Source organism: Micromonospora sp. WMMD812 (assembly GCF_027497215.1).
Lineage (GTDB): Bacteria > Actinomycetota > Actinomycetes > Mycobacteriales > Micromonosporaceae > Micromonospora.
Genome location: NZ_CP114904.1, coordinates 5,030,202 through 5,044,847, shown reverse-complemented (window position 1 = coordinate 5,044,847; position 14,646 = coordinate 5,030,202). Strand labels below are relative to the sequence as shown.

Here is a 14,646-nt window from a genome sequence, read left to right as displayed (position 1 = left end):
ACTATCCTTTCCGGACCCCCCAGCCCTGGTACAGCACCGCGGTCGAGCGCGTCGGAACGATGCGCGGGGCCCGGCCGGCCGGCGCCGCGGCCCCCCGGGCCCGGCGCAGCAGCCAGCGGAGCAGGCCGCCCACCTCCGGCCGTACGCCGCGCAGGCGCAACGTGACCCCGTGCCGGGCGCACTCGGCCACCAGCGCGCGGGCGTCCACGAACAACCGTGGATCGTGGATGCCGCGCGGCACGGTCGGCAGCCGCTCGCCGAGGTGGACGGCGACGAGCCGGCTCACCGCGGTGTCGTTCAGGGTGTCGAGCACCAGCAGGCCGCCCGGACGGAGCAGCCGGCACGCCTCGGCCACCGCACGCCGCCAGTCGGGCACGTGCTCCAGCAGCTCGCCGGCGGCCACCACGGCCGCGCAGCCGTCGGCCAGCGGCACGGCGGTGGCGTCCCCGTTGACCGGCGTGACCCCGTGCTCGGCGGCCTGGGCCAACGCCGAGCGGGTCAGGTCGACACCCACGTGCCGGTAGCCCTTGCCGGCCAGGTGCGGCGCGAGCAGCCCGGCACCGCAGCCGAGGTCGACCAGCAGCGCGCCGGGGCTCTCGGCCGGCGGCACCAGGGCGGCTCGCGCCTCGGCCAGCCAGTGCAGCATCGCGAACACGCCGTCCGGCCGCCACCACTCGCCGGCCAGGTCGTCGTACTGCCGCGGATCGTTGCGCGGCAGCACCCGTCCAGGGGTGGGCGCCGGAGCCACGTCTCGCATGGCACTGAGCGTGGCATGACTCCCCGGTAACGACCAGACTTCCCTTATGTCGACAACGGTGTTAGGGCTGGTCAGGGCGAGCCACCCGGAACCGACCGCGGCGGTGACCATCGTGGCCGGTCTGCTGGCCGTCGGTGTGGGGCACCGACCGGCCGGGATCGTCGCCGTGGCGCTCGCCGTGCTGGCCAGCCAACTCGCCGTGGGCTGGGCCAACGACGCGCTCGACGCCGACCGCGACGCCGCGGTGGGGCGTACCGACAAGCCGATCCCGGCCGGCGCGGTCAGCCGGCGCACGGTGGCCCTGGGCGCGGCGGTGGCCGCGCTCGCCACCCCGGTGCTGGCGCTGGCCACGACCCCCCTCGCGGCGGCCTGGGTCACCGTCGCGCTGGTCTCCGCGCTGCTCTACGACTGGCCGCTGAAGTCCACCCCACTGTCTGTGCTGCCCTACGCGGTCTCGTTCGGTTCGCTGCCGGCCTTCGTGGTGCTGGCGCTGCCCGGCGCGCCGGCGCCCCCGGCCTGGCTGGTCGCCGCCGGGGCCTGCCTCGGCGCCGGGGCGCACTTCGCCAACGTCCTGCCCGACCTGGCCGACGACGCCCGGACCGGGGTGCGCGGGCTGCCGCACCTGCTCGGCCCGGCCGGCAGCCGGACCGCCGCCGCCGGGCTGCTGCTGGCCGCGACCGGCACCCTGGTCTTCGGCCCGCCCGGGCCGCCGTCCGGGGTCGGGCTCGCCGCGGTGCTGGCCGCCGTCGTGGTGCCGCTCGTCGGCTGGTACGGCGGACGCGCCGCGATCCGGGCCGGGCGCCGGCCGGTGGGCGCCTTCCGGGCGGTGATGCTGGTGGCCCTCATCGACGTGGTCCTGCTGGTCACGAGCGGTCGGGTGGTCTGAGCGTCACCCCCCGAGGTGGCATCCCCGGGTCGGCGTGCGGCCCTCGATCAGCCCCAACTACCCTGGAGCGCGGTCTGCGCGGGCATGGCCAGCGTGCCCGGCGTACGCACCGGGTGTGATCGTGACGAGGAGGACCGACGTGACGCGCTCGATCAGGGGTTCCCGGCGGGCGGCCCTGCTGCTGTCCGGGGCGGCGGCGGCGACCAGCCTGCTGCTGTCCGGGTGCGGCGCGGGCCAGATCTCGGAGACCGCCGCCAAGGAGCCGTCGGTCCAGGGCGTCAACCTCACGACGGAGGACGGCCTGCTGGCGGTGCGCGGCCTGCTGGTGGAGTTCCCCGGCACCGAGGGCTACCGGGCGGGCGAGAACGCGCGGCTGAACGCCGTGATCTACAACGACTCACGGAACCCGGTCACGGTCACCGTCAGCAGCCAGAACGCCCGCTCGGTGGTGATCACCGGCGGCGCGACGAGCCCGTCCGCCTCGGCCAGCCCGTCCGAGTCGGCCTCGCCCAGCCCGTCCGAGTCGGAGTCCGAGTCGCCCACGCCGAGCGGGTCGGCGACCCCCAGCGGGTCGGCCACGCCCAGCGGATCGGCCTCCCCGTCGGAGTCGGCCAGCCCGTCTCCCTCGCCGGCCGGAGAGCCGGCCCGGATCGAGATCGCGCCGAACAGCTACGTCCAGCTGAACGAGAAGTCCGGCCGCCTGCTCGAGCTGATCGGCCTGAACGAGGCGCTGCTCTCGGGCCAGAACGTCTTCGTCACCTTCGACTTCGGCGGCGGCCAGACCGTCACCGGCCCGGCCCCGATCGCGGTGCCGCTCACCCCGGGGGCCCGGCCCTCCCCGATCATCGAGCGCGAGGGTGGCCACGAGGACACCGACGAGGGCGGCGCCGGACACGGCGGCTGACCCTTTCCGACCTCGGCGACACCGCCGGCGTGGTGACCACCATGCCGGCGGTGTTCTCGTTTTCGTCGTACGACACGGCTAGCGTCCTGGTGTGACCACGTCCCGATCCACCTCCCCGCGGGGCGGCGCGGCGACCGGCTCGCGTGGCCGCGCCAGCAGCCGCGATCCCCGGCCGGCCTACGAGTGCGACGCCTGCGGCCACCAGCCGCCCAAGTGGGTGGGGCGCTGCCCCGAGTGCGGCGAGTGGGGCTCGGTGGTGGAGTCGACGATCACCGGCCCCACGGTCTCCGGGCGGGTGGTCAGCTCGCGGATGCCCGCCGAGCCGGCCCGCCCGATCGCCACCATCAGCGCCGCCCCTGCCCGCGCCCGTCCGACCGGCGTGAGCGAGCTCGACCGGGTGCTCGGTGGCGGTCTGGTGCCGGGCGCGGTGGTGCTGCTCGCCGGCGAGCCGGGGGTCGGCAAGTCCACCCTGCTGCTCGACGTGGCCCAGCAGTGGGCCGCCGGCGCGGGCAGCCCCTCGCTGGTGGTCAGCGGCGAGGAGTCGGTGAGCCAGGTCCGGCTGCGCGCCGAGCGGATGGGCACCCTGCACGACCAGCTCTACCTGGCCGCCGAGAGCGACCTGGCCGCGGTGCTCGGCCACCTCGACGCGGTCAAGCCCGGGCTGCTGGTGCTCGACTCGGTGCAGACCATCTCCACGACCGGCACCGAGGGGGTCCCCGGCGGCGTGACCCAGGTCCGGGCGGTCACCGCCGCCCTGGTCTCGGTGGCCAAGGAGCGCGGCATCGCCACCGTGCTGGTGGGCCACGTCACCAAGGACGGCCAGGTGGCCGGCCCCCGGGTGCTCGAGCACCTGGTCGACGTGGTGCTGCACTTCGAGGGCGACAAGCACTCCTCGCTGCGGATGGTGCGCGGCGTCAAGAACCGGTTCGGCGCCGCCGACGAGGTCGGCTGCTTCGAGATGCACGAAGGTGGCATCACCAGCCTCGCCGACCCGTCCGGGCTCTTTCTCACCCGCTACTCCGAGCCGGTGCCGGGCACCTGCGTGACGGTCGCGATGGAGGGGCGGCGCGCGCTGGTCACCGAGGTGCAGGCGCTGATCGGCGCGACGGTGGCCGGCTCGCCACGGCGCACGGTCTCCGGGCTCGACTCGGCGCGGCTCGCGATGGTGCTGGCGGTGCTGCAGCGGCGCACCGAGCGGCTCACCCTGCACGACCGGGAGGTCTTCGCGGCCACCGTCGGCGGCATCCGGGTGGTGGAGCCGGCCGCCGACCTCGCGGTCGCTCTCGCGGTCGCGTCCGGCGGGCTCAACCTCGCCATCGCGCCGCACCTGGTGGCCATCGGCGAGGTCGGACTGACCGGCGAGGTCCGCCGGGTCGGTGCGGTGCCGCGCCGGCTCGCGGAGGCCGCCCGGCTGGGCTTCCGCGTGGCGCTCGTCCCGCCCGGGTGCGGCCCCCAGTCGACCGGGGCCGGGCCGGAACAGCTGCAGGTGATGGAGGTCACCGACGTCCGTTCGGCATTGCAGTGCGCCGCACGCGCGTCGGCGGAGTGACCGAGGGTGGCCGTCCCGCAGGACCGCGCGGGCGATACCGGACAGCCGGCCCGGGGGCGGACAGCGGCATCGTGACACATCACAGTAACCGCGACAGCACCCACCGCACGGCAGTCCGTAGACTGTGCCCGTGCCGATCGACCGCGATACCACCAAGCCTGCCGGCACGACGCCCCACGCCCGCACCGGCGCCGTGGGCTCGCCGGCCCGTTCCATCAGCGTGAGCGTGACCGGAGGCCCCGGCGGCGCGGGCGGCGATCCGCTGCGCGCCAACCTGGCGCTCATGGCCCCGGGCACCGCCCTGCGCGACGGCCTCGAGCGGATCCTGCGGGGCCGCACCGGCGCCCTGATCGTCCTCGGCTACGACAAGGTGGTCGAGGGGCTCTGCACCGGCGGCTTCCCACTCGACGTGGAGTTCTCCGCCACCCGAGTGCGGGAGCTGTGCAAGATGGACGGCGCCGTGGTGCTCTCCAGCGACGGCACCCGCATCGTCCGGGCGGCCGTCCACCTCATGCCCGACCCGTCCATCCCGACGGAGGAGTCCGGCACCCGGCACCGCACGGCCGAGCGGGTGGCCCGGCAGACCGGCTACCCGGTGATCTCGGTCAGCCAGTCCATGCGGATCATCAGCCTCTACGTGAACGGCCAGCGGCACGTGCTGGACGACTCGGCGGCCATCCTGTCCCGGGCCAACCAGGCCCTGGCCACCCTGGAGCGCTACAAGCTCCGGCTGGACGAGGTGTCCGGCACGCTCTCCGCGCTGGAGATCGAGGATCTGGTCACCGTCCGCGACGCCGTCGCGGTGGTGCAGCGGCTCGAGATGGTCCGCCGGATCGCCGACGAGATCGCCGGCTACGTGGTCGAGCTGGGCACCGACGGCCGCCTGCTCGCGCTCCAGCTCGACGAGCTGATGGCGGGGGTGGACGCCGACCGCACCCTGGTCATCCGCGACTACCTCCCCGCCGGGCGCAAGTCGCGCACCCTCGACGAGGCGCTGGTCGAGCTGGACCTGCTCGGCGCCACCGAGCTGATCGACCTGGTCTCGGTCGCCAAGGCGATCGGCTACCCGGCCGCCTCCGACGCGCTGGACGCGGCGGTCAGCCCGCGCGGCTTCCGGCTGCTGGCCAAGGTGCCCCGGCTGCCGGTGCCGGTGGTCGACCGGCTGGTGGTGCACTTCGGCAGCCTCCAGCGGCTGCTCGGCGCGACCGTGGAGGATCTCCAGGCCGTCGAGGGGGTCGGCGACGCTCGGGCGCGGGGCGTCCGGGAGGGCCTCTCCCGGCTCGCCGAGGCGTCGATCCTGGAGCGGTACGTCTGAGCCGGCTCAGCCGGTGATGGTGAGCTTTACCGGCTCGCTCAGCTTGGTGCCCACGCGGGCGAAGACCTGGTACGCCCCGGCCGGCGGCTGAGGCCCGTTGGCCACGCCGTTCGCGCACCGGCTGGCGTCCCGGCCGTTCCACCCCACCTGATAGGACCGCTCGAAGCCCGGGGTGAACGACTGCACGTCGTTGCCCTTGCCGGTGCCACAGGTGTCCGACGACCAGACCTTCTCGGCACCGGCCTTGATGAACAACTCCTGAAGGTCGGCGCCGACGTCCCGGCTGCACGTCCGGTCGGACTTGTTCTTGATCTTGAGCTGCAGGTCGACCGCTGCGCCACGCTGCGCCGAGGAGGGCAGCGCCACCGGGGTCACCGTGATCTCGGCATCGGTGCAGGTGCCGTCGTCGACCGTGCCGCCGGCCGGCGCCGCCGGCGCCTCCGAGGTCGGCGACGTGGACGGGCTGCTGGACGGCTTCTCCCCCTCGGGTCCGTCCGCCCCCTCCGGCGGCGGCGTCCCGGTCTGCGGGGTGAGCACCGAGCCCGTCGGCCCCGGGGTGGCCGACGAGGTCGACCCGGCCCGCGGTGCGTCGCCGCCGTTGCCCGACCCGGTGCACGAGTAGAGCAGGACAATCAGGAAGAGAAGCCCCGCTCCGAGGACGACGGCGCGACGCCGCCAGTACACGGCGGGTGGCAGGGGGCCGACCGTCAGACGCATGATGCCCCCACCGTAGCCGCGCGCGGGCCAGCAGCCGACGCGACGCGCCGGAGCGTCGACCGGGCCCGGTGCCGCCCGCGTCCACTGTCGACGATCAAAGCGGCTCGGCGCACCCCGGTCAGAGGTAGACCTTGCGCTGGTAGACGGCGTGCGCGCCGGCCACCCGGTCCAGGAACAGCAGCCCGGCGCAGTGGTCGATCTCGTGCTGAAGGGCCCGCGCCTCGAAACCGTCGGTGACCAGTCGCACCTGCTTGCCGGTCCCCGGCAGCTCCGCCTCGACCACCAACCGGCTGGCCCGCTTGACGTCCCCGGTCAGGTCGGGCACCGACATGCACCCCTCCCGGCCCGGCTTCCAGCGGGTCGCCTCGACCACCCGGGCATTGCAGAGCACGAAGGTGCCGTGCACGGTGACCGCCTTCGGATGACCGGTCACGTCGACCGCGAACACGCGGGCGCCCACGCCGATCTGCGGAGCCGCCAAGCCGACACAGCCGGGCGCGACCCGCATGGTGGCGATCAGGTCGGCGGCCAGCCGTACGGTCTCCGTCGAGGTCGGGTCGACCTCGCCGCCGGCCCGGCTGAGCACCGGGTGCGGGGCGGCGACCACCGGCCGGACCTCGCCGGGCACGGTCAGCGTCTCCGGTGTCCAGTCGCCGAGCCCGGCGTACTCCTCGCCGGTGCCGGCGGCGTCCGGGTCGCGCGCCTCGCCCGTCACAGCAGGTCCGGATCCGCCGGCCGGAGGGTGACCTCGACGCCCAGGTCGGCGGCGGCCCGGGCCAGCCGGCCGGCCAGCTCGTCGGCCGTGCCGGGCCGCAGGTCGACCTCGGCGACCACCACGTAGAGCGAGCCGGCCAGCCGCGTGCTCAGGTCGGTGACGTTGCCCCCCGCGTCGGCGAGCACCCGGGTCATCGCCGCGACGATGCCCATCCGGTCGGCCCCGTGCACCGCCATCACGTACGGTTCACCGCCCGGCGCCACCTCGCCGTCCGGGGTGACCGCGCGTACGGTCGCCAACAGCTGGCCGCCGGCGGCGAGCGGCGCCAGCGCGGCCTCGACGTCGGCGGCGGCCGGGCCGACGCAGACCAGCGTCATCGCGAAGTGTCCGCGCAGCCGGGTCATCGTGCTGTCGGTCAGGTTCGCGCCCAGCCGGGCGAGCACCTCGGCGACGTCGGCGACGATGCCCGGCCGGTCCCGGCCGATGACGGTGATCGCGAGCTCGTTCATCCGGGCATTCTGCCCGATCCGCCGCCGGCACCCGCGCCGCCCCGCCCGGCCCGCCCATCCTCCGGGATCGTGCCGCGTGACATCATCGGCGGCACGATGACTGAGCCGACGTTCGCCACCGTGGTCAGCCGCTGGTACGAGGAGAACGCCCGCGACCTGCCGTGGCGCAAGCCGGACGTCGGCGCCTGGGCCATCCTGGTCAGCGAGGTCATGCTCCAGCAGACACCGGTGGTCCGGGTGCTGCCGGCCTGGGAGGCGTGGCTGGCCCGGTGGCCGGTGCCCGCCGCGCTCGCGGCGGACAGCCCGGCCGAGGCGATCCGGATGTGGGGCCGGCTCGGCTACCCGCGCCGAGCGCTGCGGCTGCGCGAGTGCGCGGTCGCGATCGTGGAGCGGCACGGCGGGGAGGTCCCGGACCGGCTGGACCACCTGCTGGCCCTGCCGGGCGTCGGCACGTACACCGCCCGGGCGGTCGCCGCGTTCGCGTACGGGCAGCGGCACCCGATCGTCGACACGAACGTACGCCGGGTGGTCTGCCGGGCCGTCGCCGGCGAACCGGACGCCGGCCCGGCCACCCGCCCCGCCGACCTGGTCGCCACCGAGGAGCTGCTGCCCGCCGAGCCGACCGCGGCGGCCCTGGCCAGCGCGGCCTTCATGGAGCTGGGCGCGATGGTCTGCACCGCCCGGGCGCCCCGCTGCGACCGCTGCCCCGTCGAGTCGATCTGCGCGTGGCGCGCGTCCGGACAGCAGGCGCCGGCCGGCCCCACCCGACGACCGCAGCGGTACGTCGGCACTGACCGGCAGGTCCGCGGCCTTCTGCTCGGGGTGCTGCGCGAGGCCACCGGCCCGGTGCCGCACCAGCGACTCGACCAGGTGTGGGCCGACGACGTCCAGCGCGCCCGGGCGCTCGCCGGGCTGGTCCAGGACGGTCTGGTGGAGCCGGTCGGCGCGGACGCGTTCCGCCTCGTCGGCGACGGCCCGTCCCTACCGGTCCCCGACCTGACCCACTGACCTTCCCCACCGCCCGCGGCGCCCACCTGACCAGGTACGCCCGCCTGGCCGGGTACGCCCGCCAGCCCAGCGCGCCCATCCGGCCGTGCCCCTGGCCGCGCCCGGCCGTCTGATCGACTCGGCTTCCCTGAGGTCGGGGTGTCCGGGCCGGCCCGACACTCCGACCTCCTTGATGCCGAGTCGACCATCAGGCCGCGCGGGCGGCGTCGGCCGGCGCCCGGAGAGCGGAAAAGGCGGGGCCCCGGCGGCTTTCACCGCCGGGGCCCCGCCCCTGATGCCGTTGCCCCTACTCGTCCGCGCCCGCGGCGGCCGCGGTGCCGCCGAGGTCGGCGGGGACGGCGTCCGGCACGGTGACCGGCTTGTCCGCGCCTCGGAAGACGAGCTTGGACTTGTCGATGTTGCTCGGGTCGCCCTCGCAGTCCACCACCACGATCTGACCCGGGGTCAGCTCGTTGAAGAGGATCCGCTCGGACAGGTTGTCCTCGATGTCGCGCTGGATCGTGCGACGCAGCGGACGCGCACCGAGCACCGGGTCGAAGCCCTTCTTCGCCAGGTACTTCTTGGCGTTGTCGGTCAGCTCCAGGCCCATGTCCTTGTTGCGCAGCTGCGTCTCGATCCGCGAGATCATGATGTCCACGATCGAGAGGATCTCGTTCTCGCGCAGCTGGTGGAAGACGATGGTGTCGTCGATCCGGTTGAGGAACTCAGGCCGGAAGTGCTGCTTGAGCTCGTCGTTGACCTTCTGCTTCATCCGGTCGTAGTTGGACTCGGAGTCCTCCGACGCCTGGAAGCCGAGCGACACCGCCTTGGCGACGTCCCGCGTGCCGAGGTTGGTGGTCAGGATGATGACCGTGTTCTTGAAGTCCACGATCCGACCCTGACCGTCGGTGAGCCGACCGTCCTCCAGGATCTGGAGCAGCGTGTTGAACACGTCCGGGTGGGCCTTCTCGATCTCGTCGAAGAGGACCACCGAGAACGGCCGACGCCGCACCTTCTCGGTCAGCTGCCCGCCCTCGTCGTAGCCGACGTAGCCGGGAGGGGCACCCACCAGCCGGGAGACCGTGTAGCGGTCGTGGAACTCGGACATGTCCAGCTGGATGAGGGCGTCCTCGCTGCCGAACAGGAACTCGGCCAGCGCCTTGGAGAGCTCGGTCTTACCCACGCCGGACGGGCCGGCGAAGATGAACGAGCCCGAGGGACGCTTCGGGTCCTTCAGGCCGGCGCGGGTACGCCGGATGGCCTTCGAGACCGCCTTGACCGCGTCCTCCTGGCCGATGACGCGCTTGTGCAGCTCGTCCTCCATGCGCAGCAGGCGCGAGGTCTCCTCCTCGGTCAGCTTGTAGACCGGGATGCCGGTCCAGTTGCCGAGCACCTCGGCGATCTGCTCGTCGTCCACCTCGCTGACGACGTCCAGGTCACCGGCCTTCCACTCCTTCTCCCGCTGCGCCTTCTGGCCAAGGAGCTGCTTCTCCTTGTCGCGCAGCTGGGCGGCGCGCTCGAAGTCCTGCGCGTCGATCGCGGACTCCTTGTCGCGACGGACCTGGGCGATCCGCTCGTCGAAGTCGCGCAGGTCTGGCGGCGCGGTCATCCGGCGGATCCGCATCCGGGCGCCGGCCTCGTCGATCAGGTCGATCGCCTTGTCCGGCAGGAAGCGGTCGGAGATGTACCGGTCGGCCAGGGTGGCGGCAGCCACCAGCGCGGCGTCGGTGATGCTCACCCGGTGGTGCGCCTCGTAGCGGTCGCGCAGCCCCTTGAGGATCTCGATGGTGTGGGCCAGCGAGGGCTCACCCACCTGGATCGGCTGGAACCGGCGCTCGAGCGCGGCGTCCTTCTCCAGGTGCTTGCGGTATTCGTCGAGGGTCGTGGCACCGATGGTCTGCAGCTCGCCGCGGGCCAGCATCGGCTTGAGGATGCTCGCCGCGTCGATCGCGCCCTCGGCGGCACCCGCACCCACCAGGGTGTGGATCTCGTCGATGAACAGGATGATGTCGCCCCGGGTGCGGATCTCCTTGAGCACCTTCTTGAGGCGCTCCTCGAAGTCACCGCGGTAGCGGGAACCGGCGACCAGCGCACCTAGGTCGAGCGTGTAGAGCTGCTTGTCCTTCAGCGTCTCGGGCACCTCGCCCTTGATGATCTTCTGGGACAGCCCCTCCACCACGGCGGTCTTGCCGACGCCGGGCTCACCGATCAGGACCGGGTTGTTCTTGGTGCGGCGGGAGAGCACCTGCATGACCCGCTCGATTTCCTTCTCGCGCCCGATGACCGGGTCGAGCTTGCCCTCGCGGGCGGCCTGGGTCAGGTTGCGGCCGAACTGGTCCAGCACGAGGCTGGTCGACGGCGCGGCCTCGCCCGCCGCGGCGCCCGCCGCGGCCGGCTCCTTGCCCTGGTAGCCGGAGAGCAGCTGGATCACCTGCTGGCGGACCCGGTTCAGGTCCGCGCCGAGCTTGACCAGCACCTGGGCGGCGACGCCCTCACCCTCGCGGATCAGACCGAGCAGGATGTGCTCCGTGCCGATGTAGTTGTGGCCGAGCTGCAGCGCCTCGCGCAGCGACAGCTCCAACACCTTCTTGGCCCGCGGCGTGAACGGGATGTGCCCGCTCGGCGCCTGCTGGCCCTGGCCGATGATCTCCTCGACCTGCTGCCGGACGCCCTCCAGGGAGATGCCGAGGCTCTCCAGAGCCTTGGCGGCGACGCCCTCACCCTCGTGGATCAGGCCCAGCAGGATGTGTTCCGTACCGATGTAGTTGTGGTTGAGCATCCGGGCCTCTTCCTGGGCCAGGACGACAACCCGTCGCGCTCGGTCGGTGAACCGCTCGAACATGCCCTCGTGCTCCTCACGTGCCGTGCGCCTTGATGGTCAAAGATCTTGGCGGGGCCGGTGCGCGGACGTCCGGGACGGGCGTCCGTGCCTCATTACTCTATCGCCGCGGACCGACTCAGCTGAGGTCGTGTGTCTCCGGCAGGAGCCGGGTACGCGTCGTTTTGCACAACCGTGCGCGCTCAGAAGGTGTTCCGGTACCTCGAGCGCTACGCGTAAAGCGAAATTCGGCCCGCCCGTGGACGGGGCCGTCCGCGCCCCCTCCGGGGCGGATCCGCGTCGGCGTGGCCCGCTGACGGGCCACCGGGAGTCATCCACAGGCTGTGGAGGGAATCTCCACCGGCTGTGGACAACGCCGGCCGCGGGGGCTTTCTTCCCGGTCCCGACCCGTTACACCGAGCGGCCCTGGGGCACGCGGGACCGATGTGACCGCTGGGACCGCCGGGACGAAGGGGACCGCCGGGACGGACCGTTCGGCGGGAGCCCTGGGCGGCCGTGACGCCCGGCGGGGAGTGCGCGGCAACTCCGGGCCCCCGGTACGCCGGACCGGACGACGGGCCCGGAACACGGCGACGCCGGCCCGGAGACGTCCTCCGGCCCGGCGTCGGGTCGCCCGTGCGGTCGCCTCGGTCAGCGCCGGGCGTGGAACTCGTCGACGATCTCCTGCGGGATCCGGCCCCGGTCGGAGATGTCCTTACCGGCCTTCTTGGCCCACTCCCGGATGGCCTTGTTCTGCTCCCGGTCGGCGGTGGCGCCGCCCCGGCCCCGTGCCGCCCGGCCACCGACCACCACGCCGCCCCGGCCGACCTTGGTGCCGGCGCCCACGTACGGCGCGAAAACGTCACGCAATTTTTCGGCGTTCGCACTCGACAGGTCGATCTCGTACTGGACGCCGTCCAGCGCGAACTTGACCGTCTCGTCCGCGTCCCCGCCGTCCAGGTCATCGACCAGCTTGTGAATGATCTGCTTGGCCACGTCCCACATTCCTTTCGAGCAGGGTGCTCCTGCTAACTCGCAAGCACAATAACCCGCGCGACGCTCGTCGCGTCAATAGGATGCGGTATGACGACCCGGCGGCGACCGTCGACTACTCCGGCCGGACCAACGGGAACAGGATCGTTTCCCGAATTCCCAGCCCGGTGAGTGCCATCAACAGCCGGTCGATTCCCATTCCCATACCGCCGGCCGGCGGCATTCCGTACTCCATCGCCCGGAGAAAGTCCTCGTCGAGCCGCATCGCCTCGTCGTCGCCGCGGGCGGCCAGCTGCGCCTGGGCCACCAGCCGCTCCCGCTGCACGACAGGGTCGACCAGCTCGGAGTACGCGGTGCCGAGCTCGAAGCCGAGGACGTAGAGGTCCCACTTCTCGGCCAGGCCCGGCTCGCTGCGGTGCGCCCGGGTCAGCGGGCTGGTCTCCTCCGGGTAGTCCCGCACGAAGGTGGGAGCCCGCAGGCCCGGCACGACCAGTTCCTCGAACAGTTCCTCGGCGAGCTTGCCCGGCCCCCACTTCGGGTCGACGGCCATTCCCACCTTGTCGGCGTACTCCACCAGGCGGGCGCGATCGGTGCCGACCGTGACCTCCTCGCCGAGCGCCTCGGAAAGCACGCCGAACAGCGTCACCGACCGCCACTCGCCGCCCAGGTCGAACTCCTGCCCGTCGGCGTGGGTCACGACCGTCGACCCGCTCACCGCGATCGCGGCCTGTTGCACGAGATTGCGGGTCAGCTCGGCCATCGTGTCGTAGTCGCCGTACGCCTGGTAGGTCTCCAGCATCGCGAACTCGGGAGAGTGCGAAGAGTCGACGCCCTCATTCCGGAAGTTGCGGTTGATCTCGAAGACCCGGTCGACGCCACCGACCACGGCCCGCTTCAGAAACAGTTCCGGAGCGATTCGCAGATACAGATCGGTGTTCAACGCATTGCTGTGGGTCACGAATGGGCGGGCCGCCGCGCCGCCGTGCAGCAACTGCAGCATCGGGGTCTCGACCTCGACGAAGTCGCGGGCGTGCAGCGAGTCGCGCAGGCTGCGGACGGCCGCCGCGCGGGTGCGGACCATCTGCCGGGCCTGCGGCCGGACGACCAGGTCGACGTACCGCTGGCGGACCCGGGCCTCCTCGGAGAGCGGCTTGTGGGCGACCGGCAGCGGGCGCAGCGCCTTGGCGGTGACCGCCCACTCCTCGACCAGCACCGACAGCTCGCCCCGGCGGCTGGTGATCACCTCGCCGGTGACGCCGACGTGGTCGCCGAGGTCGACGAGCCGCTTCCAGTCCTCCAGCCGCTCCGACCCGACCCGGTCCAGCGAGAGCATCGCCTGGAGTTCGGTCCCGTCGCCGTCCCGTAGGGTCGCGAAGCAGAGCTTGCCCGTGTTCCGTACGAAGATCACCCGACCGGTGACCGAGGCCCGGTCGCCGGTGGCGGTGTCGGTCGGCAGGTCCGCGTAACGGGCGCGGATCTCGGCGAGGGTGTCGGTCCGGGGGAAGCCCACCGGGTAGGGCTCGACGCCGTCGGCGAGCATCCGGTCCCGCTTCTCCCGGCGGACCTTCATCTGCTCGGGAAGGTCGTCGGCGGGGTCCACTGGCAGGGCGTTCTGCTCGGTCACGGCACGCTTCCTCGTCACGGAGATACGGGGGGTCAGGCCCGAGCGTACTCAAGCCCCCAGCGGGCCGTTACCGGATAACCTGCCCGTCATGGTCGATCACACTCAGGCTCTCTCGTTCGGCGTCGCCGCAGCCGAATACGACCGGTTTCGCCCGCGTTACCCGGAAGCGGCCGTGCGCTGGGCCCTGGACGGTGTGGCCGACGCCGGCGGGCGCGCCCGGGTCGTCGACCTCGGCGCGGGCACCGGGATCCTGACCCGCGCGGTGCTGGCCCTCGGCCACGAGGTGGTGCCCGTGGAGCCGGACGCCGGCATGCGGACGCAGCTCGGCGCCGCCACCCCGGGTACGACGCCGCTGGCCGGCAGCGCCGAGGCCGTGCCGCTGCCCGACGGCTCGGTGGACGCGGTGCTGGTCGGCCAGGCGTACCACTGGTTCGACAAGGAGCCGGCGCACGCCGAGATCGCCCGGGTGCTCCGCCCCGGCGGCACGTTCGCCCCGGTCTGGAACACCCGTGACGAACGAGTCGGCTGGGTGGCGGAGCTGGGCCGGATCGCGCACCTGGGCGACAACTCCGGAAACGTGGTCGAGAAGTACGCCGACTTCGGCCCGGCGTTCGGGCCGGTCGAGGTGGGCGAGTTCGCGCACCGCACCACCCTCGCCCCGGACGAGGTGGTCGGAATGATCCGGACCCGCTCCTACTACCTGACCGCGTCGCCCGACGATCAGCGGAGGGTCGACCGCGAGCTGCGCGACCTGCTGGGCACTCACCCCGACCTGGCCGGCCGGGAGACGGTCGAGCTGCCGTACCGGACGATCGTGCTGCGCGCCCGGCGGCGCTGAGCCCCGCGCGGCGCCGACCCCCGACGGCCGCGGG

13 protein-coding genes are annotated in these 14,646 nt (G+C 73.2%); 6 read left to right on the top strand and 7 right to left on the bottom strand.

Translation table 11 applies throughout. The features are described from left to right. Window position 1: 1 nt before the first annotated feature. Window positions 2–757, bottom strand: coding sequence for a methyltransferase domain-containing protein (locus O7603_RS23290; RefSeq protein WP_281571910.1), 756 nt, complete (start codon window positions 755–757; stop codon window positions 2–4). A 46-nt stretch (window positions 758–803) separates the two neighbouring features. On the opposite strand from O7603_RS23290, the gene O7603_RS23285 reads away from it, so the two are divergent. The 4 genes from O7603_RS23285 to disA all read left to right on the top strand — a co-directional run bounded on the left by O7603_RS23285 (window position 804) and on the right by disA (window position 5,411). After that, window positions 804–1,643: a UbiA family prenyltransferase gene (locus O7603_RS23285; protein ID WP_281571909.1), complete on the top strand. Its 840-nt coding sequence runs from the start codon at window positions 804–806 to the stop codon at window positions 1,641–1,643. Between the two features lie 139 nt (window positions 1,644–1,782). Then, a complete protein-coding gene (locus tag O7603_RS23280; protein ID WP_281571908.1) occupies window positions 1,783–2,547 on the top strand; it encodes a hypothetical protein in 765 nt (254 codons plus the stop codon). A 91-nt stretch (window positions 2,548–2,638) separates the two neighbouring features. Then, complete coding sequence (radA, locus tag O7603_RS23275) at window positions 2,639–4,096, top strand: DNA repair protein RadA (RefSeq protein ID WP_281571907.1); 1,458 nt, start codon at window positions 2,639–2,641, stop codon at window positions 4,094–4,096. Between the two features lie 130 nt (window positions 4,097–4,226). Then, window positions 4,227–5,411, top strand: a complete 1,185-nt coding sequence (disA, locus tag O7603_RS23270) for a DNA integrity scanning diadenylate cyclase DisA (protein ID WP_281571906.1) — start codon at window positions 4,227–4,229, stop codon at window positions 5,409–5,411. Between the two features lie 6 nt (window positions 5,412–5,417). On the opposite strand, the gene O7603_RS23265 is transcribed toward disA, so the two are convergent. The 3 genes from O7603_RS23265 to O7603_RS23255 form a co-directional block, all read right to left on the bottom strand. Further along, window positions 5,418–6,128, bottom strand: coding sequence for a hypothetical protein (locus O7603_RS23265; RefSeq protein ID WP_281571905.1), 711 nt, complete (start codon window positions 6,126–6,128; stop codon window positions 5,418–5,420). 118 nt (window positions 6,129–6,246) lie between these two features. Further along, a complete protein-coding gene (locus O7603_RS23260) occupies window positions 6,247–6,843 on the bottom strand; it encodes a peptide deformylase (protein WP_281571904.1) in 597 nt (198 codons plus the stop codon). Further along, on the bottom strand, window positions 6,840–7,352 hold the full coding sequence (locus O7603_RS23255; protein ID WP_281571903.1) for an ACT domain-containing protein: 513 nt from the start codon (window positions 7,350–7,352) through the stop codon (window positions 6,840–6,842). Before O7603_RS23255 ends, O7603_RS23260 begins: the two co-directional genes overlap by 4 nt. Before the next feature lie 96 nt (window positions 7,353–7,448). Here O7603_RS23255 and O7603_RS23250 point away from each other — a divergent pair, with 96 nt between their 5' ends. After that, window positions 7,449–8,360 carry an A/G-specific adenine glycosylase gene (locus O7603_RS23250; RefSeq protein ID WP_281571902.1) on the top strand — a complete coding sequence of 304 codons (912 nt, stop codon included), beginning with the start codon at window positions 7,449–7,451 and terminating at the stop codon, window positions 8,358–8,360. 286 nt (window positions 8,361–8,646) lie between these two features. On the opposite strand, the gene O7603_RS23245 is transcribed toward O7603_RS23250, so the two are convergent. From O7603_RS23245 to lysS, 3 genes are all read right to left on the bottom strand, one after another. Continuing rightward, window positions 8,647–11,181, bottom strand: a complete 2,535-nt coding sequence (locus O7603_RS23245; RefSeq protein ID WP_281571901.1) for an ATP-dependent Clp protease ATP-binding subunit — start codon at window positions 11,179–11,181, stop codon at window positions 8,647–8,649. Between the two features lie 627 nt (window positions 11,182–11,808). Then, the gene (locus tag O7603_RS23240; RefSeq protein WP_197677479.1) at window positions 11,809–12,153 is read right to left on the bottom strand and encodes an Lsr2 family protein; all 345 of its coding nucleotides are present in this window, start codon (window positions 12,151–12,153) and stop codon (window positions 11,809–11,811) included. A 112-nt stretch (window positions 12,154–12,265) separates the two neighbouring features. After that, window positions 12,266–13,774: a lysine--tRNA ligase gene (gene lysS / locus O7603_RS23235; RefSeq protein ID WP_281571900.1), complete on the bottom strand. Its 1,509-nt coding sequence runs from the start codon at window positions 13,772–13,774 to the stop codon at window positions 12,266–12,268. A gap of 88 nt (window positions 13,775–13,862) precedes the next feature. Between lysS and O7603_RS23230 the strand changes: the two genes are divergently transcribed. After that, window positions 13,863–14,612: a class I SAM-dependent methyltransferase gene (locus O7603_RS23230; RefSeq protein ID WP_281571899.1), complete on the top strand. Its 750-nt coding sequence runs from the start codon at window positions 13,863–13,865 to the stop codon at window positions 14,610–14,612. Window positions 14,613–14,646 lie beyond the last annotated feature (34 nt).